22 protein-coding genes are annotated in these 24,714 nt (G+C 71.0%); 10 read left to right on the top strand and 12 right to left on the bottom strand.

What is annotated here, in order from left to right:
- The first annotated feature begins 84 nt into the window (after positions 1-84).
- The gene (locus PBV52_RS27505) at positions 85-1,188 is read left to right on the top strand and encodes a DUF5937 family protein (RefSeq protein WP_274241763.1); all 1,104 of its coding nucleotides are present in this window, start codon (positions 85-87) and stop codon (positions 1,186-1,188) included.
- A gap of 47 nt (positions 1,189-1,235) precedes the next feature.
- On the opposite strand, the gene PBV52_RS27500 is transcribed toward PBV52_RS27505, so the two are convergent.
- The 3 genes from PBV52_RS27500 to PBV52_RS27490 all read right to left on the bottom strand — a co-directional run bounded on the left by PBV52_RS27500 (position 1,236) and on the right by PBV52_RS27490 (position 3,931).
- Positions 1,236-1,868 (bottom strand): AAA family ATPase, encoded by a 633-nt coding sequence (locus tag PBV52_RS27500; RefSeq protein WP_274241762.1) that lies wholly within the window; start codon positions 1,866-1,868, stop codon positions 1,236-1,238.
- A 70-nt stretch (positions 1,869-1,938) separates the two neighbouring features.
- Positions 1,939-2,610: a response regulator transcription factor gene (locus tag PBV52_RS27495; protein ID WP_274241761.1), complete on the bottom strand. Its 672-nt coding sequence runs from the start codon at positions 2,608-2,610 to the stop codon at positions 1,939-1,941.
- A gap of 109 nt (positions 2,611-2,719) precedes the next feature.
- Positions 2,720-3,931: a sensor histidine kinase gene (locus tag PBV52_RS27490; protein WP_274241760.1), complete on the bottom strand. Its 1,212-nt coding sequence runs from the start codon at positions 3,929-3,931 to the stop codon at positions 2,720-2,722.
- A gap of 118 nt (positions 3,932-4,049) precedes the next feature.
- On the opposite strand from PBV52_RS27490, the gene PBV52_RS27485 reads away from it, so the two are divergent.
- A complete protein-coding gene (locus PBV52_RS27485; RefSeq protein WP_274241759.1) occupies positions 4,050-5,108 on the top strand; it encodes an SAM-dependent methyltransferase in 1,059 nt (352 codons plus the stop codon).
- A 110-nt stretch (positions 5,109-5,218) separates the two neighbouring features.
- Here the strand turns inward: PBV52_RS27485 and PBV52_RS27480 are convergent, their stop codons facing one another.
- Positions 5,219-6,370 carry an NADH-quinone oxidoreductase subunit D gene (locus PBV52_RS27480; RefSeq protein WP_274241758.1) on the bottom strand — a complete coding sequence of 384 codons (1,152 nt, stop codon included), beginning with the start codon at positions 6,368-6,370 and terminating at the stop codon, positions 5,219-5,221.
- Positions 6,371-6,401: 31 nt separating this feature from the next.
- On the opposite strand from PBV52_RS27480, the gene PBV52_RS27475 reads away from it, so the two are divergent.
- Together PBV52_RS27475 and PBV52_RS27470 are read left to right on the top strand one after the other, a co-directional pair.
- A complete protein-coding gene (locus PBV52_RS27475; protein ID WP_274241757.1) occupies positions 6,402-6,950 on the top strand; it encodes a PH domain-containing protein in 549 nt (182 codons plus the stop codon).
- Positions 6,947-8,281: a PH domain-containing protein gene (locus PBV52_RS27470; RefSeq protein WP_274241755.1), complete on the top strand. Its 1,335-nt coding sequence runs from the start codon at positions 6,947-6,949 to the stop codon at positions 8,279-8,281. Before PBV52_RS27475 ends, PBV52_RS27470 begins: the two co-directional genes overlap by 4 nt.
- Positions 8,282-8,315: 34 nt before the next feature.
- Here PBV52_RS27470 and PBV52_RS27465 read toward each other — a convergent pair whose 3' ends face one another.
- Both PBV52_RS27465 and PBV52_RS27460 read right to left on the bottom strand, forming a co-directional pair.
- Positions 8,316-9,707, bottom strand: a complete 1,392-nt coding sequence (locus tag PBV52_RS27465; RefSeq protein WP_373921911.1) for a hypothetical protein — start codon at positions 9,705-9,707, stop codon at positions 8,316-8,318.
- A gap of 145 nt (positions 9,708-9,852) precedes the next feature.
- A complete protein-coding gene (locus PBV52_RS27460) occupies positions 9,853-10,971 on the bottom strand; it encodes an esterase family protein (protein ID WP_274241753.1) in 1,119 nt (372 codons plus the stop codon).
- Positions 10,972-11,216: 245 nt separating this feature from the next.
- Between PBV52_RS27460 and PBV52_RS27455 the strand changes: the two genes are divergently transcribed.
- The 6 genes from PBV52_RS27455 (at position 11,217) to PBV52_RS27430 (ending at position 16,440) form a co-directional block, all read left to right on the top strand.
- A complete protein-coding gene (locus tag PBV52_RS27455; protein WP_274249616.1) occupies positions 11,217-13,049 on the top strand; it encodes a phosphatidylglycerol lysyltransferase domain-containing protein in 1,833 nt (610 codons plus the stop codon).
- A gap of 108 nt (positions 13,050-13,157) precedes the next feature.
- Positions 13,158-14,063, top strand: a complete 906-nt coding sequence (gene folP / locus PBV52_RS27450) for a dihydropteroate synthase (protein WP_274241751.1) — start codon at positions 13,158-13,160, stop codon at positions 14,061-14,063.
- Positions 14,060-14,563, top strand: coding sequence for a nuclear transport factor 2 family protein (locus PBV52_RS27445; RefSeq protein WP_274241750.1), 504 nt, complete (start codon positions 14,060-14,062; stop codon positions 14,561-14,563). Before folP ends, PBV52_RS27445 begins: the two co-directional genes overlap by 4 nt.
- Positions 14,564-14,922: 359 nt before the next feature.
- On the top strand, positions 14,923-15,282 hold the full coding sequence (gene folB, locus PBV52_RS27440; protein WP_274241749.1) for a dihydroneopterin aldolase: 360 nt from the start codon (positions 14,923-14,925) through the stop codon (positions 15,280-15,282).
- Positions 15,279-15,890 carry a 2-amino-4-hydroxy-6-hydroxymethyldihydropteridine diphosphokinase gene (gene folK, locus PBV52_RS27435; protein WP_274241747.1) on the top strand — a complete coding sequence of 204 codons (612 nt, stop codon included), beginning with the start codon at positions 15,279-15,281 and terminating at the stop codon, positions 15,888-15,890. The genes folB and folK overlap by 4 nt, the downstream gene beginning before the upstream one ends.
- Positions 15,891-15,951: 61 nt before the next feature.
- Positions 15,952-16,440, top strand: a complete 489-nt coding sequence (locus PBV52_RS27430) for a DUF3180 domain-containing protein (protein WP_274241746.1) — start codon at positions 15,952-15,954, stop codon at positions 16,438-16,440.
- A 37-nt stretch (positions 16,441-16,477) separates the two neighbouring features.
- Here PBV52_RS27430 and folE read toward each other — a convergent pair whose 3' ends face one another.
- From folE to dacB, 6 genes are all read right to left on the bottom strand, one after another.
- The gene (gene folE / locus PBV52_RS27425) at positions 16,478-17,083 is read right to left on the bottom strand and encodes a GTP cyclohydrolase I FolE (RefSeq protein ID WP_274241745.1); all 606 of its coding nucleotides are present in this window, start codon (positions 17,081-17,083) and stop codon (positions 16,478-16,480) included.
- Between the two features lie 143 nt (positions 17,084-17,226).
- Positions 17,227-19,266 carry an ATP-dependent zinc metalloprotease FtsH gene (gene ftsH, locus PBV52_RS27420; RefSeq protein WP_274241744.1) on the bottom strand — a complete coding sequence of 680 codons (2,040 nt, stop codon included), beginning with the start codon at positions 19,264-19,266 and terminating at the stop codon, positions 17,227-17,229.
- 207 nt (positions 19,267-19,473) lie between these two features.
- Positions 19,474-20,034 (bottom strand): hypoxanthine phosphoribosyltransferase, encoded by a 561-nt coding sequence (gene hpt, locus PBV52_RS27415; protein ID WP_274249614.1) that lies wholly within the window; start codon positions 20,032-20,034, stop codon positions 19,474-19,476.
- A 74-nt stretch (positions 20,035-20,108) separates the two neighbouring features.
- Positions 20,109-21,299: a tRNA lysidine(34) synthetase TilS gene (tilS, locus tag PBV52_RS27410; protein WP_274241743.1), complete on the bottom strand. Its 1,191-nt coding sequence runs from the start codon at positions 21,297-21,299 to the stop codon at positions 20,109-20,111.
- Between the two features lie 212 nt (positions 21,300-21,511).
- Positions 21,512-22,651 (bottom strand): zinc-dependent metalloprotease, encoded by a 1,140-nt coding sequence (locus PBV52_RS27405; RefSeq protein WP_274241742.1) that lies wholly within the window; start codon positions 22,649-22,651, stop codon positions 21,512-21,514.
- Between the two features lie 413 nt (positions 22,652-23,064).
- Positions 23,065-24,696 carry a D-alanyl-D-alanine carboxypeptidase/D-alanyl-D-alanine-endopeptidase gene (gene dacB, locus PBV52_RS27400; protein WP_274241741.1) on the bottom strand — a complete coding sequence of 544 codons (1,632 nt, stop codon included), beginning with the start codon at positions 24,694-24,696 and terminating at the stop codon, positions 23,065-23,067.
- Positions 24,697-24,714: the final 18 nt, after the last annotated feature.

Raw genomic sequence — 24,714 nt, 5'->3', positions numbered from 1 at the left:
CCGAACCGGCCGCCACGTCGCGTCGATTGACGGCGGCCGTCAATCGAGGGGGGTGTTGTCAGTGGCGGGGTGCACCATGAGGGCATGAGCGTGAGCATCGACATCGCGGGGCTGCGGCCGGAGAGGGTCGTCGTCGTGCCCTCGCCCCTGGCCGAGCTCGGCATGGCGCTGCACGCGCTGTCGGAGTCGGGGCATCATCCGGGCCTGCAGGGCTGGGCGACGAGCGTGACCGCCCGGCTCGATCCGCACCTGGCCGACCGGATGTGCGAGGCCGACTTCCTGTGGCGGACGACGTTCTCGGATCTGTTCCTGCCCTGCGCGGGCGTGCCGGGCGGAGCGCTGCCCGGCGCGACGCTCGCCGAGGAGCTGGACCTGCTGGACAAGCTGACGGACGAGCAGTTCGTGGACGCGGCCCTGGAGTTCACCTGCGCTCTCCCTTACGCCACGCCGAGCCAGGACGTGCTGGCCGACGAGGAGCTGCGCCGCCGCGCCCTGGACCTGGCGGCGGCGCGCGGGCCGCAGCAGCTGCGGTTCAGCCAGCGGCTGCTCGACGATCCACCGCGGATCCGGGCCTGGCTGCGGCAGTTCCTGGAGGACTGCGACGAGGCGTTCTTCGCCGACACCTGGTCCCGGCTGCGCCACCAGCTCGCGGCGGACGCCCGCCACAGGACCGACCTCCTCCGGCACAAGGGGCTGGCCGAGGCGCTGACCTCGATCTCCGCGGCGGTGGTGCTCGACGAGGCCGCCGGGCGGATCACCATCGACAAGCTCCGCCAGGGCCACAGCCTGATCAGGAACGGCAGTCTGCTGCTCGTGCCGACGAGCCTGGGCTGGCCGCATCTGATGGTGCTCCACCGACACGGCTGGCAGCCGGTGCTGCACTACCCCGTCGGCTCCCCCGAGCTCGCGTCACCGCCCTCGGTCGAGCAGCTGACCCTACGGATGACCGCGCTGTCCCACCCGGTGCGGATGCAGCTCTGCCGCAACCTGGCCCGCAGCACGTACACCACGAGCGAGCTCGTGCAGATCCACGGCATGACGGCCCCGCAGATATCCCGGCATCTGGGCGTCCTCAAGAAGGCGGGCCTGATCACCACCCGCCGCCGCGGACGTTATGTCCTGCATCAGCTGGACGTCACGGCGGTGGCCCGGCTCGGCAGCGACTTCCTGGAGGCGTTGCTCCGCTAGGGCCTGTCCGGCCGCATCATGCCGGCGTCGCGGGGTCCGGAGGGCCGTCAGTCGAACCGGATGTGCCGGATGCCCACCCCCACCTGCCGCAGCCGCGTCCGCAACGCCCCCTCGTTGTTCGGCCGGAGCTTCACCCCGGCCAGGACGGCGATGCGGTCCGCCGTCTTCGGCACGGTCGAGTGGTCCGTCCACAGGTGCTCGGCGAACTCCGGCTCGCGCAGCCGCTCCAGACAGTGGTCGAGCTGCTGGACGGCCCACGTCTCGCGACGCAGTCCCGCGTTCTTGCCGCCGACGTATCCAAGGAGGTGCCCGAAACCGCGCTCACGCAGCCGCTTCATGACCGTTTCACGCTCGGCGAGGAGCGTGAAGTGCCGGACGTCGTGGCCGAGTTCGCGCAGCCGGCCGACCGTCTCGGCGAAGTAGGCGGGATTGGTGACCGTCATGGGGGCGATCACCACGCCGTCGTGCTTGGTGAGGGCGAGGTCGAGGACCTCGACGACGCCCTGCCGCCAGGACGTCAAGTCCTGGAAATCGCCGCGCAGTTCCGGCGGAAGCATGCGGCGCAGGCCGAACCCGGGGTGTTCGGGGTCGCAGATGACGCTGCCGGGCAGGCGGCGCTGGATCTCGTGTGCGGTCTGTGTCTTGCCACCCCCGAAGGGGCCGTTGATCCACAGGAGCATGCGCAGACCCTAGTGGGCGCCGGTCACGCCCGCATGAAGCCCCGGTCTCGGCCACACCTGCGGGCCGTACTCAGCCGTGCCCGCCCGCTCGGACCAGACCCGTCTCGTAGGCCAGGACCACCACCTGCACGCGGTCGCGCAGCCCCAGCTTGGTCAGGATGCGGCCGACATGGGTCTTCACCGTCGCCTCGGACAGGACCAGCCGGGCCGCGATCTCGCCGTTGGACAGGCCCTGCGCGACCAGCACCATGACCTCGCGCTCACGGTCGGTGAGCCGCTCCAGCTCCTTGTGCTGGGGCTCCTTGCCAGTGGACGGCAGCATGGGGGCGAACCGGTCCAGGAGCCGTCGGGTCGTCGACGGGGCCACCACCGCGTCGCCGCTGTGCACGGAGCGGATGGCCCCGAGGAGTTCGCCGGGCGGCACGTCCTTGAGCATGAAGCCGGAGGCGCCCGCCTTCAGCCCGGAGAAGGCGTACTCGTCGAGGTCGAAGGTGGTCAGGATCAGCACCTTGGGCGGTTCGGGCTCCGAGCAGATGCGGCGGGTGGTCTCCACACCGTCCAGCTTCGGCATGCGCACGTCCATCAGCACGACGTCGACGGGGGTCGAGCGCAGCACCTGGAGGGCCTCGACGCCGTCGCCCGCCTCCGCGACGACCTCCATGTCCGGCTGGGCGGCGAGCACCATCCGGAACCCGGTGCGCAGCAGCACCTGGTCGTCGACGAGCATCACGCGGATCGTCATCGGGGTCCTCTTCCGTGTCTTCCGTATCCGTCTACAGGGGGGTTCTACAGGCGCGTTACAGGGGTTCTACAGGCGCGTTACAGGTGTCAACAAAGGACATGCCCAGGCGTCAGTGTGCTGGTTTGAGCGGCAGCAGCGCACTGATCCGGAATCCTCCGCCCGGTCGCGGCCCCGCGTCCAGAGTGCCGCCGACCATGCCGACCCGCTCGCGCATACCGATCAGGCCGTGCCCCTGGCCGTCGGCGCCGCCCTCCTCGTACAGCTCGTGCGGGGCACCCTTGCCGTCGTCCTCGACGAGCAGGCCGAGACCGTCGTCGAAGTAGACCAGGCGCACGCTCGCGCCGGCGTTCGGCCCGCCGTGCTTGCGGGTGTTGGTGAGCGCCTCCTGCACGATGCGGTACGCCGTCAGCTCGACGCCGCTGGGCAGCGGGCGCGGGGTGCCCTCGACCTTGAAGTCGACCGGCAGGCCGGACGTGCGGCAGTGCTGGATGAGCTCGTCGATCTGCTCGACGTCGGGCTGCGGGACGTACTCGCCGCCCTCCTGGTGCTCGCCGGTGCGCAGCACGCCGAGCAGGCGGCGCATCTCGGCGAGGGCCTGGCGGCCGGTGGAGGAGATGGTCTCCAGGGCCTTCTTGGCCTGGTCCGGGGCGGCGTCGAGGACGTAGGCGGCGCCGTCGGCCTGCACCACCATCACGGAGACGTTGTGCGCGACGACGTCGTGCAGCTCGCGCGCGATCCGGGCGCGTTCGGCGGCGACCGCGACCTTGGCCTGCGCCTCGCGCTCCTTTTCGAGCCGGGTCGCGCGCTCCTCGAGCTGCTCGTAGTAGGCGCGGCGGGTGCGGATCGAGTCTCCGAGCACCCAGGCGAGCACGAACGGCACCGTCATGAAGATCATCAGGGCCACCGTGCCCAGGATGCTCGAGTCCCTCTCCGGCCAGCGCACCTGCGCCAGGGGCGCCGCGAACAGGGACACGGCCAGCGAGAGCCGGGAGGCCCAGCGGGCGCCGGTCACGGCCACGGTGTAGGTGATCACCAGGAAGGCGAAGTTGGCGGGCGTCGTCGCCACGTCCAGCGCCAGCTGCGCCAGTCCCACGCCGATGGCCAGCAGCAGCATCTTCTCCGGCATGCGCCGACGCAACGCGACCACCAGGCACAGCAGGATCACGACCGGGGCGATGACCCCCGGGGAGTCGGTGCCCGGAGCCTCCTGTGGCTCCATCCGGACGGCCTCGACCATCCCGGAGATCCCGAGGAGGAGGACGGCCCAGAAGCTGTCGACCCATGTCGGGTGCCTGCGGAGGAAGTCATAGAGGCGCTGCACGTAACCCAGCGTAGGGAAGCGAGATGCGTGCAGGGGTCAACCGGAGGGCCGATCCGCATCACGCGCGCGTACTCCGCAAGGTGGAGGCTGCGTTCCCCTGTGCGCTTAGCCTGGGCCGGTGACAGCAGAGGCGACGGACGAATGGCTCGGGTGGCGCGCGGCAGCGGAAGCCGCCCTCTACGGTCCGGACGGCTTCTATCGCCGCCCCGAGGGACCGGCCGGCCACTTCCGTACGTCCGTCCACGCGTCGCCGCTCTTCGCCGGTGCCGTGGCCCGGCTGCTGTGCCGGGTCGACGAGGCCCTGGGCCGGCCCGCCTCGCTCGGCTTCGTCGACATGGGTGCGGGGCGGGGCGAGCTGGTCACCCGTGTGCTGGCCGCGCTCCCCGCCGAGGTGGCGGCACGCACGCGTGCGTACGCCGTCGAGGTAGCCGACCGCCCGGAAACCCTGGATCACCGGATCGAGTGGCTGCCCCGGCCGCCCCAGCGGATCTCGGGCCTGCTGTTCGCCAACGAGTGGCTGGACAACGTCCCCGTGGACGTCGCGGAGGTGGACCCCACGGGCGTACCGCGCCTGGTTCTCGTACGACGGGACGGGACCGAGCGCCTGGGGGAACGGGTCACCGGAGCGGACGCGGAATGGCTCGCGCGGTGGTGGCCGCTGGGGCGCGCGGAGGGGGCGCGGACCGTGGAGGCCGCGCGGGATGCACAGGGAGCGCGGGCCACGGAAGGGCTGCGGGCCGAGATCGGGCTGCCGCGGGACGAGGCCTGGGCTGCCGCCGTGGCGACACTGAACCAGGGGCTCGCCGTCGCCGTGGACTACGCGCACACGGCGCACGCCCGGCCGCCCTTCGGGACGCTCACCGGCTTCCGCGAGGGGCGGGAGACGGCTCCCGTGCCGGACGGCTCGTGCGACATCACGGCGCATGTCGCACTGGACGCCTGCGCGACGGCGTGTGCGCGGCCCGGCGCGCGCCTGTTGTCCCAGCGCGAGGCGTTGCACACCTTGGGCATCACGGGCGCACGCCCCCCGCTTGAGCTGGCCTCCACGCGGCCGGCCGACTACGTGCGAGCCCTCGCGAGCGCGGGCGAAGCCGCCGAGCTCACCGCGACGGGCGGACTCGGGGACTTCGGGTGGCTGGTGCAGCCGGTTGGAATTCCGGACGTACTGGCGGGCTGAGCGATCGAGTCGGTTGGAATTCCGGACGAACTCCTACGCCGGGCCCCTGCGACGGACCCCTCACACCGAAACCCCACGACTGACCCCAGAGCTGACCCCAGAGCTAACCCCTACTTGTCGATGTCCCCCACCACGAAGAACATCGACCCCAAAATCGCCACCATGTCCGCGACCAGCGTCCCCGGCAGCAGCTCCACCAGCGTCTGGATGTTGTTGTACGACGCCGAGCGCAGCTTGAGCCGGTACGGGGTCTTCTCGCCCTTGCTGACGAGGTAGTAGCCGTTGATGCCGAGCGGGTTCTCGGTCCACGCGTACGTGTGGCCCTCGGGTGCCTTGAGGACCTTGGGGAGCCGCTGGTTGATCGGCCCGGGCGGCAGCTCGGCGAGCCGGTCGAGGCAGGCGTCGGCGAGGTCGAGGGCGTTGTGGGTCTGCTCCAGCAGGCACTCGAACCGGGCGAGGCAGTCGCCCTCCTCGCGGGTCACCACCTTCAGGACGTCCTGCAGCTCGCCGTAGGCGAGATAGGGCTCGTCGCGGCGCAGGTCGAAGTCGACGCCCGAGGCGCGTGCGATCGGCCCGCTCGCGCCGTACGCGTGCACGGCCTCCGGCGCGAGAACGCCCACGCCCCGCGTGCGCCCGCGGAAGATCTCGTTGCCGAGGACCAGGTCGTCGAACCGGTCCATGCGCGAGCGCACGTCGGCGACGGCGCCGCGCGCACGCGTGGTCCAGCCGGCCGGCAGGTCCTCCTTCAGGCCGCCCACCCGGTTGAACATGTAGTGCATACGCCCGCCGGAGACCTCCTCCATGACGTGCTGGAGTTCCTCGCGCTCCGTGAAGGCGTAGAAGATCGGCGTGATCCCGCCCAGCTCCAGCGGGTACGACCCCAGGAACATCAGGTGGTTGAGCACCCGGTTCAGCTCCGCGAGCAGGGTCCGCGTCCACACCGCCCGCTCGGGCACCTCCATGCCGAGCATGCGCTCCACGGCGAGGACGACACCGAGCTCGTTGGAGAAGGCCGACAGCCAGTCGTGGCGGTTGGCGAGCATGATGATCTGGCGGTAGTCGCGAGCCTCGAACAGCTTCTCCGCGCCGCGGTGCATATAGCCGATCACCGGCTCCGCGCGCGTGATGCGCTCGCCGTCCAGAACGAGCTTGAGGCGCAGCACGCCGTGCGTGGACGGGTGCTGTGGCCCGATGTTGAGCACCATGTCGGTGCTCTCCGCGGCGCCGCCGATACCGACCATGGTCTCCGTCGTAGGAGTCATGGACACAGTCTCCCCTACGTACGCTGGCCCCATGGAGACGGGGAGCCCGGAGCACACGGGGACGGCGGGGGACGAGCGGATGGGCGACGAACGAGTGGGGGACGAACGAGTGGAGGTCGAGCCGGGGTGGACCGGGCTGCCGCCGGGGCTGCTGAAGATGCGGCGGCTGTTGCTGGTGGTGTGGCTGGGGCTGCTGACGGTCGGCCTGGCCCTGCTTCTCGGGCTGCTCGCCGGGCCCGGCTGGGCCGCCTTCGCGCTGCTGCCGCTGGCCCTGATGGCGTGGGGCTGGGTGATGCTCGGCCGCAACTGGCGTTCGTGGCGATACGCCGAGCGCGCGGACGACCTGCTGATCAGCCGGGGCGTGCTGTGGCGTGAGGAGACAGTCGTGCCGTACGGGCGGATGCAGCTGGTCGAGGTCACCTCCGGCCCCGTGGAGCGGCACTTCGGCCTGGCCAGCGTGCAGCTGCACACGGCCGCCGCGGCCACCGATGCGACCATCCCCGGCCTCGACCCGGCGGAGGCGGAACGGCTGCGCGACCGGCTCACCGAGCTGGGCGAGGCCCGTTCGGCGGGGCTGTGACGACGCCCGGCGTCGACGACGCCGTACGCGAGAGGCCACCCGTGACCGACCGGCGGCTGCACCCCGTGACGCCGCTCAGGCGCGCGTGGGCGCCGGTCGCCGTGCTCATCGGCTGGGCGGTGCACGACCCCGACCAGGCGCAGCGCCAGCTGACCAGGCTGACGACCACCACGATTCTGCTCGCGCTCGCCGTGCTCGTCCCCGCGGCCGCCCTGTACGGCTTCCTCACCTGGTGGTTCACGCACTTCGCGGTGACCGACACCGAACTGCGCATCCGCACCGGCCTGGTGTTCCGGCGCACCGCGCACATCCGGCTGGAACGCATCCAGGCCGTCGACATCACCCAGCCGCTGCTCGCGCGCGTAGCGGGCGTCGCGAAGCTCAAACTCGACGTCATAGGCACGGACAAGAAGGACGAACTCGCCTTCCTGGGCGCGGAGGAGGCGCGTGCGCTCCGCGCGGAACTCCTCGCGCGCGCCGCCGGTTTCGCGCCCGAGACGGCGCACGAGGTCGGCGAGGCGCCGTCCCAGGAGCTGCTGCGCGTGCCGCCGGGCGTCCTGGCCGTCTCGCTCGTGCTGACCGGCGCCACCTGGGCGACGCTGGCCGCCGCGATCGTCGTACCGACCATCCTCTGGCTGGCCACGGAAAGCGCATGGACGGTCCTCGCGACCGCGGTTCCGCTGTTCGGCGCGGCGGGGGCGAGCAGCGTGGGGCGGTTCGTCACCGAGTACGACTGGACGGTGGGCGAGTCACCGGACGGGCTGCGTCTCGACCACGGCCTGCTCGACCGGGCGCACGAGACGGTGCCGCCAGGCCGCGTGCAGACCGTACGGATCGTCGAACCGCTGCTGTGGCGGCGGCGCGGCTGGGTGCGGGTGGAGCTGGACGTGGCGGGCTCGTCCAACTCGGTCCTGCTTCCGGTCGCCCCGCGCGAGGTCGCCGAATCGGTCGTCGCGCGCGTGCTGCCCGGGGTGACCGTCCCGTCGCGCGCGTCGCTGTCACGTCCGCCGCGGCGGGCGGGCCGGTGCGTGCCGGTGTGGTGGCGCGGGTACGGCCTGGCCGTCACGGACGCGGTGTTCGCCGCCCGGACCGGCCTCTTGCGGCGGAGCCTGGCGCTCGTACCGCACGCGAAGGTCCAGAGCGTACGGCTGGCTCAGGGCCCGTGGGAGCGGCTGTGGGGCGTGGCCGACGTACGCGTGGACACCGGGGCGAACAAGACGGTGACCGCCCGGCTGCGGGACGCCGGGGAGGCCGCGGAGCTGCTGCGGGGGCAGGCGGAGCGGTCGCGCACGGGGCGGAGGGACGCGCGGCCGGATCGGTGGATGGCCTGAGCGTCCGTCCGCCGCGTGCGCGACCGGGCAATCGTCAGGAAACCGCGCTCCGCAAGCCCTGCACATCGATCTGTTCCGTCTCGTCATGAGCCGTCAGGTCGATGACCTGCCCGATACCCCGGGACTCCTCGTCGGCCGGCTTGAACTCGGCCTCGGACTCGGCCTTGTGGAGGGCGAGGGCCTCCTGGCCGACGACGTCGGCGAGGTCCTCGTTCTGGACGGACTCCAACGCGGAGGGCGCCGCCCCCTGCTTCGTACCGAAGAAGTCGAAGCCGCCTTCGATCGCCGCACGCCGGACGGGCGTCGCCGGTACGACGGCCACCGCGGTCGGTGCGATGAAGTGCCCCGAGGGCTGCTGGGCCGCAGGCAGGGCCGGCTGGGCCTCGGCGACGGCGCCTGCCGTGGGGATGGCGGCCGCGCGCTCGTGCCCGTCGACCGCCTCGGGCTTCCCCTGGGCCTCGTCCTCCAGTGCGGGTTCCGTCTCGGACCCGCCGGTGACCGCCGCCTCGACGGCACCCGAACCGGCCTCCGCCGACTCGTCGTCGGAGGAGTGACCGTCCCCCTTCGGGGGGTCGTTCTTCGGCGGCTCGTTCTTCGGAAACTCGTTCTTCGAGGCCCCGCTCTTCGAGGACTCGTCCTTCGAGGACTCGTTCTTCGAGGACTCGTTCTTCGAGGACTCGTTCTTCGAGGACTCGCCGTCGTTCACCGAGCCGTCCGCGGCCTTCCCCGGACCGTCCCCCTCCGGCGTCCCCTGCCCCTCGTCCCCGTCGAGCCGCGCCAACGCCGCGCTGGCCCGCAGGAACAGCCGGGAGCCCTCCGGCGAGAAGACGGCCGGAGTCTGCGGCGTCTCCTCGGCGGCCTCGGTGTCCACGTCCTCCGGCTCGGCCGGGGCAGCCACAGCCCCCTCCGCAGCGGCGGAAACCGCGCCGTCGACCGGCGCCGACGCCGGCGGCAACGCACGCACGGGCGTGGCCGCCTCTATCTCCAGAACCCGGCGTTCCTCCAGGACGCTCGCCCGCTCGGTCTCCGCCGTGGCGTACCGGCGCAGCAGCGCCGCGTGCTCGTTGCGCAGCCCCGCGAGCTCCGTGCGCTTGGCCCGCAGCCGCTGCTCCAGCTTGACGCGCAGCTCGCGCGACTCCTCGAGGTCGGTCTCCAGCTCGGCGACCCGTTCCTCGTACCGCCACTCGTCGCTCGCACGCGCGCGCGTGAGGTCGGCGACCCGTTTGCCCGCCTGCGTGTCCCAGCGGCGCATGACGACCGCGCCGATGACCGCCGTGGCCGCGGCGGCCGCGGCAAGGCCGCGCAGCACCATGGGCTCGGTGAACACCCAGGGGGCGAGCGCACAGACGACGGAGACGCCTGCGATCGCCGACGGGGGCAGCAGCCTGTGCAAGGGAGGGGAATGACGGTGACGTCCACGTGGCATGGCCAGAAACTTACCGCGCGTAGGCGAATCTTGTTGCCCCGCCCCGTAAAAACACAGCCATCCCGAGTCGTTCACGCGGCATCAGGAATCAGATCCCTCACCGAATTGGCCAAGAACCAAGATCAAAAAGCCCCGACAGCCACCGTCACCTGCCGCTCAGCCGCCCGCTCATCCACTCCAGCGTCCCCGGAATCTCCCGCCGCCAGGTGTTGAAGTTGTGCCCTCCGCTTTCCAGGATGATCGACGAGATCCGCGTCAGCTTCGTGGCCTTCACGCGCTCAATGAACTTCAGCGTGCCCTTGTAGTTGGATTCTCCAACTTTGCTGCTGCTGACGAGCAGTGAAGTGTCCGGCGCGGGCATGTGCTTGAGGTACCACCACAGGTTCGAGCGATTGCGCAGTTCCTCGTCGCCGTGGAAGAGATCGCCCGTCGTCGGGTCGATCGGCGCCTTGTAGTAGGCGGAAAGTCCCGCCCCGGCGGCGTACACCCGGGGATGGTGCATGGCGAGCTTCAACGCGCAGTAGCCGCCCGTGGAGTCACCGATGATGCCCCAGCTGCCCGGTTTCCTGCCCACTCTGTAGTGGCCGCTCACGGCGTCGATCAGATCTTTGGCGAAGAACGTCTCCGTCTGCGGGCCGCCCGGGATGTCCACGCATTCCGTGTCCCGCGGCGGCGCCACGGTCGGCCGCATCATCACCAGGATCATCGGCTGCATACGACCGTCCTCGGCAAGCCTCGCGGCCGTACGCGGATAGTCGAGCTTGTCCACCAGCGCCTGGGCCGTACCCGGATAACCGGTGAGGACGACGGCCGCGGGGAACGTGCGCGTGCGGTACTGCGGCTGAAAATACTCCGGCGGCAGATAGACGAACGCGGGCGTCGCGATGTGCGTCGTACGGCCCACGATGCCGATCTTCTGGATCTGCCCGCCCATGTACGGCCGGGAACTGGCCGCCCCGGGCACGCGCCGCGTGTCGACGACCTCCAGCGGCCCGCCGGTCGGCGTGTGGTCCACGACGACGCCCTGTTCGGTCTCCTGCCCGAACAGGTCGGCCCAGCTGGCGTAGAACCCGAATGCCTGGTTGGCGACGAGACCGACCGCCGCGAAGAGCATCACCTGTGTGGAGAGCAGCAGACCGACGCGTCCGCTCACGTTCCGCCAGCCGCGCCGCGCCAGCCGTGGCCACAGCCACACCGTGCCGACGAACAGCCCTACGGCGGCCGCAACCGCCAGCGCCAGCACCTTGTCGCTCGTGAGACCCATCGATGGTTACCTGCCCGCACTTTCCGCCCGGTTCGCGCTTCTTCCGCGCTGCCTCCCCCGCTCCTTCGCAAGGGCTTGCCCCGGACTTTCCTTGGCCTTTGAAACGGTTTTGGGGAGCTGAGTGAACCTCTCCCCTCAAGACACCGTCCTAGAGGGCGCAATGTCGCCGGATGCCCGAATCGGCACCGGATCCAAGGTCTCTCGCAGAACTATGGGATGCGATGTCTGTCAGGACAGATGTGGAAATGTCGGGCGAGGTTCCCCAACGATCGAGCCAGGTACGGCACCTGCCGAGCCGAGTACGGCATCTGCTCCGTGGCCCACGCCCGGAGGCGGTTCCCGTTTTCGTCGGCAGGGCCTGCGCCCTGGTGGGCCTGCTGGACGTCGCCGCGGGCGTGTTCCCGCGCTTCCGGCACAGCCGTATGCACGCCATCGCCGAAGTGCTGCCGGGCTCGACGGGCCCGTTCGCGGCCGCGCTGTCGCTCAGCGCGGGCGTGCTGCTGCTCCTGCTCGCCCACGGCCTCAAGCGCGGCAAGCGGCGGGCGTGGCGCGCCGCGGTCGTCCTGCTGCCGGCCGGAGCGGTCGCGCAGTTCACGTACCGCCACTCCCTGGTGGGCGTCCTCATCTCGGTTGCGCTGCTCGTAGCCCTGCTGCGCCACCGCGACCAGTTCGCGGCGCTGCCCGACCCGCGCAGCAGGTGGCGGGCGCTGGCCAACTTCGTCCTCATGAGTGCCGGTTCCCTCGCCCTCGGGCTGGTCATCGTCAGCGCTCATCCGGAGACCATGGTCGGCGACCCGAGCCTGGCCGACCGCATCACGCACGTCATCTACGGCCTGTTCGGCTTCGAGGGCCCGGTCGACTACCAGGGCAACACCTCGTGGACGGTCGCCTTCTCCCTGGGCGCCCTCGGCTGGATCACGGCGGTCACCACGATCTACCTGGCCTTCCGCCCCGAACACCCCGCCGCACGCCTCACCGAGGACGACGAGGCACGCCTGCGCGCCCTGCTGGTCAAGCACGGCCGCCGCGACTCCCTCGGCCACTTCGCGCTGCGCCGCGACAAGGCCGTCGTCTTCTCCCCCAGCGGCAAGGCGGCGGTGACCTACCGCGTCGTCTCCGGCGTGATGCTCGCCAGCGGCGACCCCATCGGCGACGTCGAGGCCTGGCCCGGCGCCATCGAGCGCTTCATGGACGAGGCCAAGGCCCACTCCTGGACCCCGGCCGTCATGGGCTGCTCCGAGACCGGCGCCGAGGTGTGGACCCGCGAGACCGGGCTCGACGCCCTCGAACTGGGCGACGAGGCGGTGGTGGACGTCCCGGATTTCTCGCTCGCCGGCCGCGCGATGCGCAACGTACGCCAGATGGTCAAGCGCATCGAGCGCGCCGGTTACGAAACCCGGGTACGGCGCGTCCGTGACCTCGGCGAGGCCGAGCTGGACCGTATCCGCCGCGCCGCCGAGGACTGGCGCGGCACCGACACCGAGCGCGGCTTCTCGATGGCGCTCGGCCGCGTCGGCGACCCGGCCGACGGCGACTGCCTCATCGCCACCGCCCACAAGGCCGACGAAGAGCCCGGCCCGTACGGCGACCTCAAGGCGATCCTGCACTTCGTGCCGTGGGGCACGGACGGGGCCTCCCTGGACCTGATGCGCCGCGACCGCGCGGCCGACCCCGGCATGAACGAACTGCTCATCGTGGCCGCACTCCAGGCCGCCCCGAAATTCGGCATCGCGCGCGTGTCCCTCAACTTCGCCATGTTCCGCTCGGCCCTGGCCCGCGGCGAGAAGATCGGCGCGGGACCGGTACTGCGCGCCTGGCGCGGGCTGCTGGTGTTCCTCTCCCGCTGGTTCCAGATCGAGTCGCTGTACAAGTTCAACGCCAAGTTCCAGCCCCGCTGGGAGCCCCGCTTCGTCGTCTACCGCGCCTCCGGCGACCTGCCCCGCCTCGGCTTCGCCGCCATGCAGGCCGAAGGCTTCGTCAACCTCGCCCTGCCGCTGCCGCGCTTCCTGCGCCGCCGCACGACCGCTCCGCGCCCGTGCGCACACGCGGTGGCGGAACGGGACGTCCGCGCGGCGTGACGCGGCCCTCCAGGACAGGCCCGAGCGGCAGCCCACCCCACCCCCACCCCAGGGCTCCCGCTCGGGCCACCGCACGTCCAGGCACTCCCTTGGGCCTACGCTGAACATATGAGCAAGCAGAGCGGACGCGGGCGCGTCACGGGCCTTCCGCAGTGGGACCGCTGCGCGGTCATGGGAGTCGTGAACGTCACTCCCGACTCCTTCTCCGACGGCGGCCGCTGGTTCGACACGACGGCCGCCGTCAAACACGGCCTCGCCCTGGTCGAGGAGGGCGCCGACCTGGTCGACGTCGGCGGCGAGTCCACCCGCCCCGGCGCCACCCGGGTCGACGAGGCCGAGGAGCTGCGCCGCGTCATCCCCGTGGTCCGCGACCTCGCCTCCGAGGGCGTCACGATCTCCGTCGACACGATGCGCGCCTCCGTCGCCGAACAGGCCCTCGCCGCCGGCGCCGCCCTCGTCAACGACGTCAGCGGCGGCCTCGCCGACCCCGCGATGATCCCGGTCGTCGCGGACGCCGGCGCCCCCTTCGTCGTCATGCACTGGCGGGGCTTCCTCGAGGGCGGAAACGTCAAGGGCGTGTACGACGACGTCGTCGCCGAAGTCGTCGACGAGCTCCACGCGCGCGTGGAGGCCGTTCTGGCCGGCGGCATCGCCCCCGACCGCATCGTCGTCGACCCCGGCCTCGGCTTCTCCAAGGACGCCGAGCACGACCTCGTCCTCCTCGCCCACCTCGACCGACTCCTCGCCCTCGGCCACCCCCTGCTCGTCGCCGCCTCCCGCAAGCGGTTCCTCGGCCGCGTCCTCGCAGGACCCGAGGGCGCGCCACCGCCCGCCCGTGAGCGCGACGCCGCCACGGCGGCCGTCTCGGCGCTCGCCGCGCAGGCCGGCGCGTGGGCGGTGCGCGTGCACGAGGTGCGCGCCACGGCGGACGCGGTACGCGTCGCGCGCGCGATCGAAGAGGCGCGTGACGCCCAGAACGCGCCCGGCGCGCACGGCACTGAAGGAGCCCGGTGAGCGCCCCCCATACCGACGTCGAGCAAGTGGAGGCCGCCAACACCGCCTTCTACGAGGCGTTGGAGAGCGGCGACTTCGAAAAGCTGTCCTCGCTCTGGCTCACCCCGTCCGACCTGGGCATCGACGAGACGTACCACGACCCGGCCGACGCCGGCGTGGTCTCCTGCGTGCACCCCGGCTGGCCGGTGCTCACCGGACGCGGCGAGGTCCTCAGGTCGTACGCGCTGATCATGGCCAACACCGACTACATCCAGTTCTTCCTCACCGACGTGCACGTCTCCGTCACCGGCGACACCGCCCTGGTGACCTGCACCGAGAACATCCTCAGCGGCGGTCCCGCCCCCGAGGGCAGCGAGGAACTCGGCCCGCTCGTGGGCCAGCTGGTGGTCGCCACCAACGTGTTCCGCCGCACACCCGACGGCTGGAAGATCTGGTCGCACCACGCGTCGCCCGTTCTGGCCGAAACCGACGAGGAAGAGAGCGACGACACCCCCTCCTGAGTGGGTAGGCGCCCTCCAGGGGTCACTACGCGGGGCCAGCCACTACAGGGACCACTACAGGAACCCCTCAGGGACCACCCGGGGCCGACTCGCGGGAGCCACCCGCAAGGGGGCCTGCGTGGCCCCGCCGAGACCAAGGAGTGGTTGGAATCACGCACCTGCGGGTAGGCGCGGCTACCAAGCCGTGAGCCGTCGGGTTCCCCAGGGGAAACACTCGATGAATCCTCCAGGCCCCGGACCGGGCCCACGCCCCCGTGGCCCGGCCCTGTCAGTGCCCGCAGGTAGATTCGTTCGAGGCCGGTGTGCCGCCCGCACGCGACACGGACCGGCCGTCACCGACGATTGCAGGAGTGATTCGCGTGGATCGTGTCGCGCTGCGCGGCCTCAAGGCCCGCGGGTACCACGGTGTGTTCCCCGAGGAGCGCAGGGAGGGCCAGACCTTCGTGGTGGACCTCGTCCTCGGCCTGGACACCCGGCCGGCCGCCGCCGACGACGACCTGGCGAAGACCGTGCACTACGGCATCGTGGCGGAGGAGGTCGTGGCCGTCGTCGAGGGCGAGCCGGTCAACCTCATCGAGACGCTCGCCGCGCGCATCGCCCAGGCCTGCCTGAAGCACGAAGGGGTCCAGGAGGTCGAGGTCACCGTCCACAAACCGGACGCGCCGATCACGGTCCCCTTCGACGACGTGACCGTCACCATCACCCGGAGCCGAGTATGACCGCGTTCTTCACCGAGGGTCACAGCGACCCGACCGTACAGCCGGTACCCGCCTCCGTCGTCGAGAAGGTCGACGCCGCCGACACCACTCTCCAGAACCCGAAACGCGCCGTGATCTCCCTCGGCTCCAACCTCGGCAACCGCCTGGAGACCCTCCAGGGCGCCATCGACGCGCTGGAGGACACCCCCGGCGTCCGCGTCAAGGCGGTCTCCCCGGTGTACGAGACAGAGCCGTGGGGCGTGGAGCCGGGAAGCCAGCCGTCCTACTTCAACGCGGTCGTGGTCCTCAAGACCACGCTCCCCCCGTCCTCCCTCCTGGAGCGCGCACACGCGGTCGAGGAGGCCTTCCACCGGGTACGGGACGAGCGCTGGGGCGCACGCACCCTCGACGTCGACATCGTCGCGTACGCCGACGTCGTCTCCGACGACCCGACCCTCACCCTCCCCCACCCGCGCGCCCACGAACGCGCCTTCGTCCTCGCCCCCTGGCACGACGTCGAGCCGCAGGCACAGCTTCCGGGCCGCGGCTCGGTGGCCGACCTCCTGGCCGGCATCACACGCCACGGCGTCGAACCGCGCAGGGACCTGGAACTCCAGCTGCCCGAGTAGTCGTTAAGGTCAAGACGATCGACCACAGTCCGTGGGGATCCGGGGGAGCTGAAGGGACACCGTGAGAGAGCTGCGCATCAGGATGCTGGCCGGCATCTTCCTCGTCGCCGGAGTCCTGTCCTGGGCGGGCGCCCGCCTCTGGAACTCGATCGGGACCCTTCCGAGCGTCCCCCTGGCCGCCCCCATCGTCCTCGCCGTGATCGCCGTAGTCCTGCTCGCCACGGCGCTCTCCATCCGCGCCCGCCTCAGGGCCCAACGCGAACGCCGGCCCGAAGCCAAGGGCGTCGACCCCCTGATGGCCGCCCGCGCGGTCGTCTTCGGCCAGGCCAGCGCCCTGGTCGCCGCCCTCGTCGCCGGCATGTACGGCGGCACGGGCGTCTTCCTCCTGGAGCTCCTCGACACCCCCGCCCGCCGCGACCAGGCCATCTACGCCGGCTTCTCGGTCGTGACGGGCGTCGGCGTCATAGCGGCGGCCATCTTCCTGGAACGCGTCTGCAAGCTCCCGGAGGACGACGAGCACAACGGCGCGGGGGCGGCGCCGACGGTGTAGCGGGGGATCAGCGCACCAGATATCAGCGCACCGGGTATCAGCGGGCCATGATGAGGCTCATCGCCTCGTTGCGCGTCGCCGCGTCCCTCAGCTGACCACGCACCGCCGACGTTATGGTCATCGCGCCGGGCTTACGGATGCCCCGCATCGACATGCACATGTGCTCGCACTCCACCACGACGATCACGCCACGCGGCTCGAGAATCTCCATCAGGGAGTCGGCGATCTGCGTAGTGAGACGTTCCTGCACCTGAGGACGGCGGGCGAAGACGTCGACCAGCCGAGCCAGCTTGGACAAGCCGGTGATCTTGCCGCTGGTGGCCGGGATGTATCCGACGTGGGCAACACCCCTGAACGGCACCAGATGATGCTCACAGGTCGAGTACACCTCGATGTCCTTCACGAGGACCATCTCGTCGTGCCCGATGTCGAACGTCGTCGTCAACACGTCCTCGGGCTTCTGCCACAGCCCCGCGAAGATCTCCCGGTACGCCCGCGCCACCCGCCCCGGAGTCTCCCTGAGCCCCTCACGGTCCGGGTCCTCGCCGACCGCGATCAGCAGCTCGCGTACGGCGTTCTCGGCTCGCTTCTCGTCGAACTCGCCGATGGAGCCCTCGCCGTCCAGCGTCACCGGGTCGGTCATTGTGGTGCCTCGTTCCTTCGCGGGTGGCGCGTGTGGGTCACGCGTCTGAACTGCGGGCATACGAAAATGCCGCGCCCCCCAGGCTAGAACCAGGGGGGCGCGGCATCCATTCCGGGCCGGTGGGGGTCACCGGGGCCGGGGCGTCAGCTCTCCGGACGCTCCTCGGTAGCCGGCTCGGTCGCCGGTGCGGGCTCCGCCGCCGTCGACTTCGCGGTGCTGATCGCCGGCGTCGCGCCGTTGGCGCCGTTCGTCAGTGCGAGCTCCTTCGGGGAGAGCACCGGCGGGCGGGTGGACGGCGTGCGCCGCGAGGAGCCGGTCCAGGCGGGCCGGGGCGGACGCTTGACGATGGGGGCGAAGATCTCGGCGATCTCCTCCTTGCCCAGCGTCTCCCTCTCCAGCAGCTGAAGCACCAGGTTGTCGAGGACGTCGCGGTTCTCGACCAGGATCTCCCAGGCTTCGTTGTGCGCGTTCTCGATGAGCTTCTTGACTTCCTCGTCCACCAGCGCGGCGACCTCTTCCGAGTAGTCGCGCTGGTGAGCCATCTCACGTCCGAGGAACGGCTCGGTGTTGTCGCCGCCGAACTTGATCGCGCCGAGACGCTCGGTCATGCCGTACTGCGTGACCATCGCGCGGGCGGTGGCCGTGGCCTTCTCGATGTCGTTCGCGGCGCCCGTGGTCGGGTCGTGGAAGACCAGTTCCTCGGCCGCGCGGCCGCCCAGCATGTAGGCCAGCTGGTCCAGCATTTCGTTGCGCGTGGTCGAGTACTTGTCCTCGTCCGGGAGCACCATCGTGTAGCCCAGCGCGCGGCCTCTCGACAGGATCGTGATCTTGTGGACCGGGTCGGAGTTGGGAGAAGCCGCCGCGACCAGGGCGTGGCCGCCCTCGTGGTACGCGGTGATCTTCTTTTCCTTGTCCGACATGATCCGGGTCCGCTTCTGCGGGCCCGCCACGACGCGGTCGATGGCCTCGTCCAGCATGTGGTTGTCGATCAGCTTCTTGTCCGAGCGGGCCGTGAGCAGCGCTGCCTCGTTGAGGACGTTGCTCAGGTCCGCGCCGGTGAAGCCGGGCGTGCGGCGGGCGACCGCCGACAGGTCGACGTCCGGGGCGACCGGCTTGCCCTTCTGGTGGACCTTGAGGATCTCCAGACGGCCCTGCATGTCCGGGCGGTCGACCGCGATCTGGCGGTCGAAGCGGCCGGGGCGCAGGAGGGCCGGGTCGAGGATGTCGGGCCGGTTCGTCGCGGCGATGAGGATCACGCCGCCCTTGACGTCGAAGCCGTCCATCTCGACGAGCAGCTGGTTCAGGGTCTGCTCGCGCTCGTCGTGACCGCCGCCGAGGCCGGCGCCGCGGTGGCGGCCGACCGCGTCGATCTCGTCGACGAAGACGATCGCCGGGGCGTTCGCCTTGGCCTGCTCGAACAGGTCACGGACTCGGGAGGCACCGACGCCGACGAACATCTCGACGAAGTCGGAACCGGAGATCGAGTAGAAGGGGACGCCCGCCTCGCCGGCGACGGCGCGCGCGAGGAGCGTCTTACCGGTACCAGGAGGCCCGTAGAGCAGGACGCCCTTGGGGATCTTGGCGCCGACGGCCTGGAACTTCGCCGGTTCCTGGAGGAACTCCTTGATCTCCTGGAGCTCCTCGACGGCCTCGTCCGAGCCCGCGACGTCCGAGAACGTCGTCTTCGGGGTGTCCTTGGTGATGAGCTTCGCCTTGGACTTGCCGAAGTTCATGACCCGGGAGCCGCCACCCTGCATCTGATTCATCAGGAACAGGAAGACGACCACGATGAGGACGAAGGGAAGCAGGGAGAGCAGGATCCCGACGAACGGGTTCTGCTTGGACGGCGAGACTGTGTAGCCGTCCGGGATCTGCTTGTCCTGGTACTTGTTCTGCAGCGTGCTGGCGATGGTCACGCCTTGATCGCCGATATAGCTCGCCTGGATCTTGTCGGAGCCCTCGACCTTTACGCCGTCCTTGAGCTGGACCTTGATGATCTGCTCGTCGCCGGTGGTCAGTTTGGCCGACTCGACCTTGTTGTCATTGATCGCCTGGACGACCTGGCCGGTGTCCACCGTCTTGTAGCCGCCGGACGAGCCGACGACCTGCATCAACACGACCACGGCAAGGACGGCCAGCACGATCCACATGACCGGCCCACGGAAGTATCGCTTCACGTCCATCCATACGGAGCGGTGCCGCCCCGTCCCTCCTGCCATAGTGAGTTTGATAAGACAGTTCTTCTGACGGTACCCCAGCTTCGACGACCGTAGCCGCACGGGACGGCTGGCAAGCCCGTCTGCATGCTCCAACGGCGCGAGGCCCGCTGGGGTTCCCGATCTTCGTACGGCTCTTGGGCCCTTCGGGTCCGGCGCTGCGGACCGTCGGACTCAGCCGCCGTAGACGTGGGGCGCGAGCGTACCGACGAACGGGAGGTTGCGGTACTTCTCGGCGTAGTCGAGGCCGTAGCCGACGACGAACTCGTTGGGGATGTCGAAGCCGACCCACTCCACGTCGATGGCGACCTTCGCGGCCTCGGGCTTGCGCAGCAGGGTGCACACCTTGAGGGAGGCGGGCTCGCGCGAGCCGAGGTTGGAGATCAGCCAGGACAGGGTCAGGCCGGAGTCGATGATGTCCTCGACGATCAGGACGTGCTTGCCCTTGATGTCGGTGTCGAGGTCCTTGAGGATCCGCACGACACCGGAGGACTGGGTGCCGGCGCCGTACGACGACACGGCCATCCAGTCCATGGTGACGGGGGTGGACAGCGCTCGGGCGAGGTCGGCCATGACCATCACCGCGCCCTTGAGGACGCCGACGATGAGCAGATCCTTGCCCGCGTACTCCGCGTCGATCTTCGCGGCCAGCTCGGCCAGCTTCGCGTCGATCTCTTCCTTGGTGATGAGCACCTGCTGGAGCTCGGCACCCATGTCTTTCGCGTCCACCCGCATCACTTTCGGTCGTCCCACCGGCTGGTCCGTGCCGCTCTCACGACCCGCTCGAGGGCCGGTGGGAGGGTCCGGTTTCAGCCTTGCCGAATCACCAGTCTGCCACCCTGGCGCTGTGCGACGACTTTGCCGGGGAGATTGATGGCTCCCTGGCCGCGCCAGCCGGTGATCAGGCGGTCGACTTCCTCGATGTGGCGGGCGAACAGCGCACCGGCGGGCGCCCCGGCCTCGATGGCGGCGCGGCGCAGGATCCGGCGGCGTACGGCGGGCGGCAGCGCGTACAGCTTGGCGCACTCCAGGAGGCCGGCCGAGTCGCGTACGGCGGCCTCGGCCTGGCCGGCCCAGGCGTCGAGGGCGTCGGCGTCGTCGCGGGAGAGCTGGGCGGTGCGGGCGAGGGCCTCCACGACTCCCTTGCCGAGTGCCTTCTCCAGGGCGGGCAGGCCCTCTTGGCGCAGTCGCGACCTCGTGTACGCGGGATCGGAGTTGTGGGGGTCGTCCCAGACCGGCAGGGACTGGACCATGCACGCCTTGCGGGCGGTCTGCCGGTCGAGCTGGAGGAAGGGGCGCCGGTAGCGGCCGCCGGCCCCCGAGACCGCGGCCATTCCGGACAGGGAGCGGATACCGGAGCCGCGGGCGAGGCCGAGCAGGACGGTTTCGGCCTGGTCGTCCCGGGTGTGGCCGAGCAGGACGGCGACGGCGCCGTGGCGGACGGCCGCGGCGTCGAGGGCGGCATAGCGGGCGTCCCGGGCGGCGGCCTCGGGTCCGCCTTGGCGGCCGACGGTCACGGCGATGGACTCGACCGGGTCGAGGCCGAGTTCGCGCATGCGCAGGACGACTTCCTCGGCGCGCAGGTCGGAGCCGGGCTGCAGACCGTGGTCGACGGTGACGGCGCCGGCGCGGATGCCGAGTTTGGGGGCTTCGAAGGCGAGCGCGGAGGCGAGGGCCATGGAGTCGGCGCCGCCGGAGCATGCCACGAGCACGAGCGGGGAGGGGGGTCGCTCGTGCGGGGCAGCGCGCGGGGGCTCCTGCGGGGCCTGGCCGGGGAGCTCGTACGACGGCTCGCGCGCCGTGTCGTACGCGGCGGGCGTGGGGCCGGTCGATGTCGCGGGGGGCGCCACGGGCGGTGTCATGTGCAGGATCTCGTACGAGATCGCGCGTGATGTGCTGGGCGCGAGGGTGTCGGTGGAGCGGCTGTGGTCGGTGAGGATGTCGTGGAGGACGCGGCGGACCGCCAGGCGTATCGCCGCGACCGCAGGATGGGGACCCATTGTCCGGTTCCCTTCATGAAATTGTCGGGGGGTGAGCCCGAGCTCGGTCACTCAGAGTGTGTAGATGGTGACAGAACCGGGCCGTTCCCCGAGCATTGCACGCCTACCCATGACTCACGGTCCCTCGGACGGGTGATTGAAGGGGCGTTCGCCTGCCGTCGGCCGGATTCGGTTCACGACCTTCGTATGAGATGCACAACGCGGCGCGTGATTCACGACTCGGCCTTGCGGTGCACCCGCGCGATCCAATCCGCCGGTTTGGCGATCTCCGCCTTGGTCGGAAGAGTATTCGGGGAGGTCCACACGCGGTTGAAGCCGTCCATGCCGACCTGGTCCACGACGGCCCGTACGAAGCGTTCGCCGTCGCGGTACTGCCTGAGTTTGGCATCCAGACCGAGCAGCTTGCGCAGGGCCATGTCCAGTCGGGAGGCACCCTTGGCGCGCCGCTGCTGGAACTTCTCGCGGATCTCGGCGACGGTCGGGACGACCTCGGGGCCGACCCCGTCCATCACGAAGTCGGCGTGGCCCTCCAGGAGCGACATCACGGCGGTGAGGCGGCCGAGGATCTCCCGCTGGGCCGGGGTCTGCACCAGTTCGACGAACGACCGTCCGCCGTCGTCCTCCTCGGCCTCGGGCCGGCCGCCGGCGAGTGACTGCGCGGCCTCGCGGATGCGTTCCAGGACGGTCATGGGGTCGACGTCCGTCTCCCCCAAGAACGACTGGATTTCGCCCTCCAGGTGGTCCCGCAGCCAGGGCACCGCGCTGAACTGGGTGCGGTGCGTCTCCTCGTGCAGGCACACCCACAGGCGGAAGTCGTGGGGCTGTACGTCGAGTTCGCGCTCCACGTGCACGATGTTCGGGGCGACGAGCAGGAGTCGGCCGCCGCCACTCGGTGAATCAGGGGGGCCGCCCGCGGGGAGTTCGCGGGTGGCCGGGGCGAAGGTCTCGTACTGGCCGAGGACCCGCGAGGCCAGGAAGGACAGCAGCATCCCGAGTTCGACGCCGGTGACCTTGCCGCCGACGGCGCCGAGGACCGCGCCGCCGGTGCTGCCGCTGCGGCGCTCCTGCATCTTTTCGAGCAGGGGCTTGAGGATCTCGCGGAACCCGGCGACGTTCGCCCGGACCCAGCCGGGGCGGTCGACGACGAGGACGGGGGTGTCGTGGGTGTCCTCCGTGCCCATACGAGTGAAGCCCCGGACGTGTTCCTCCGAGGCCTTGGCATGTCGGCGCAGCTCGGCGACGACGGCCCGGGCCTCGTCGCGGCTCACCTCGGGGCCCGGCCGTACGAGCCGGGTCGCGGTCGCCACCGCGAGATTCCAGTCGACCATCTCGGCACCACCGATGCTCGTCATGTGTCAACCGTACGTGAGCGCTCCCACTTGGGGCAGGCCGTGAGAGGTCGGCTCGGTTGGCGGTGACTCGTGTGGGGCCCGGCGCCGCAGGCCGCGTGTCGGGCTGGCTGAAGTCGGCGCCGGTACGGGCGACGCCCGGCACTGCAGGCCGTGCCCACCCGTTCCGCCCTGCGGAGCGACGCCCACGGCGGGAGCGGATGGCTGCCGCACAGCTGGAGCGGATGGTTGCGGCGGAGCGGGAGCGGACGGCCGCGGCACCGCGGGAGCAGACAGCCCCGGCACGACGGGAACCGACAGCCCCGGCACCGCGGGAGCAGACAGCCGCGGCACCGCGGGAGCAGACAGCCGCGGCACCGCGGGAGCGGGCGGCTGCGGCGGGGTGGTGGTGGGCCGACTGCAGCTCAGTTCGGTGGTTAGCCGCAGCCGCAGGACGCCAGCGCCGTCGCCGTCCGGTCCAGCGCCGCCCGGGCCGCCTCCGTGTTCGCGCCCGTCGACAGGAACGCGAAGGCGAGCAGGCGGCCGTCCTGGTCCACGACCGTGCCGGCCAGGGAGTTCACGCCGTTCAGGGTGCCGGTCTTCGCTCGGACGAGGCCGGCCGCGCCATCGGTGTAACGGCTGGTCAGGGTGCCGGTGAAGCCGGCCACGGGGAGGCCGGTCAGAACCGGGCGGAGCTCGGGGTGGGCCGGGTCGGCCGCCTTGGCCAACAGGGCCGTGAGCAGGTCGGCCGTGAGTTTGTCTTCGCGGTTGAGGCCGCTGCCGTCCTTGAAGTCGGCGCCCGTCAGCGGCAGCCCGAGCCTCTTCAACTGAGCCCCGATCGCCTCGCCCGCGCCGTCGAAGTCGGCGCGCGCGCCGCTCGCCACGGCGGTCTGGCGGGCGAGGTGCTCGGCGAGGTCGTTGTCGCTGTTGGTGAGCATGCGCTCGACCAGGGAGGACAGCGGCGGTGAGGTGACCTCGGCGAGCGACTCGGCTCGGTTCGTCGCCTTCGAAGGGCCGGGCGCGGTCGTCTTGATGCCGCGGTCCGCGAGGAGGGCCGCGAACTGCGTCGCCGCGTCCTTCGCCGGGTCCTCCACCCGCTTCACCGGCCCGCTGGTGGAGTCGTCCGTGCGGGCCTCGTCGACCATGAGGGCGCTGACCGGGGCGAGGTTGCCGTTCTTTCCGATGGGGTGCAGTTCGGGTCCGGCGTAGAGCGTCTTGTCGTACGAAAGGGTGACCTGGCGTACGTCCCGCTTCTTCAGCGCCGCCGCCGTCTCGTCGGCCAGCTCCCGCAGGCTCGCCCAGCCGTCGGCCTCCTTGCGCGCCGTCAGCGTGGGGTCGCCGCCGCCGACCAGGACCAGCTCCTTCGTGTCGGTTTCGAGGGCGGTACGGGTGGTGAGGCGGTGGTCGGGGCCCATTGCGGCGAGGGCGGCCGCGGCAGTGGCGATCTTCGTCGTGGAGGCAGGGGTGAGGGGCTCGGAGGCTCCGTCGTCGTAGAGGCGCTTGCCGGTGGCCACGTCGACGATCGCCGCCGTGCGGGCGCCGAGTTCCGGGGCGTCCAGGAGCGGGCCCAGGAGGCCGGCGAGAGCCTTGCCGTTCGGGGCCGGCTTCACGGTGCTGATTCCGCCGCCCAGGCCGGTGAGGACGGAGGCCGCGCTGGGGGCGGGACGGGGTGCGTCCGCCGCCGCATCAGCGGAACCGGACGTATCGGCATTACGGCCGTGATCTGCGCCACCCGTGCGCTCCTGGGCGACCGCCCAGTCGCGCTCGGCCGTACGCTGACCGGTGGAGTCCCAGGGGCCGGCGGTGGTCACCACACCGGCGGCCAGCGCCAGTCCGGCGGTGGCGGCGCCCGCGGTGTACTGCCAGGTCTTCGGCCTGCGTGTCCGCGCGGCCTGCGGGGAGACGGCTCGCGCGAGCTGTGCGACCCGTGGTTTCGCGGCCGTCGCGGCGCGTGCGAGACGTGGGCGTACGGCCTCCGCGGCCCGTGCCAGACGTGGTCGTACGGCGCCCGCGACCCGCGTCACATGCGGTCTCGCGGCTCGCCAAGGCCTCAGCTCTGGCACGACCAACAGCCCCTTTCGCGATCA

It is taken from the genome of Streptomyces sp. T12 (assembly GCF_028736035.1).
Taxonomy (GTDB): Bacteria; Actinomycetota; Actinomycetes; order Streptomycetales; family Streptomycetaceae; genus Streptomyces.
Note: the sequence above shows the minus strand (reverse complement) of the source record. Positions and strands in the feature narration are given on the sequence as shown.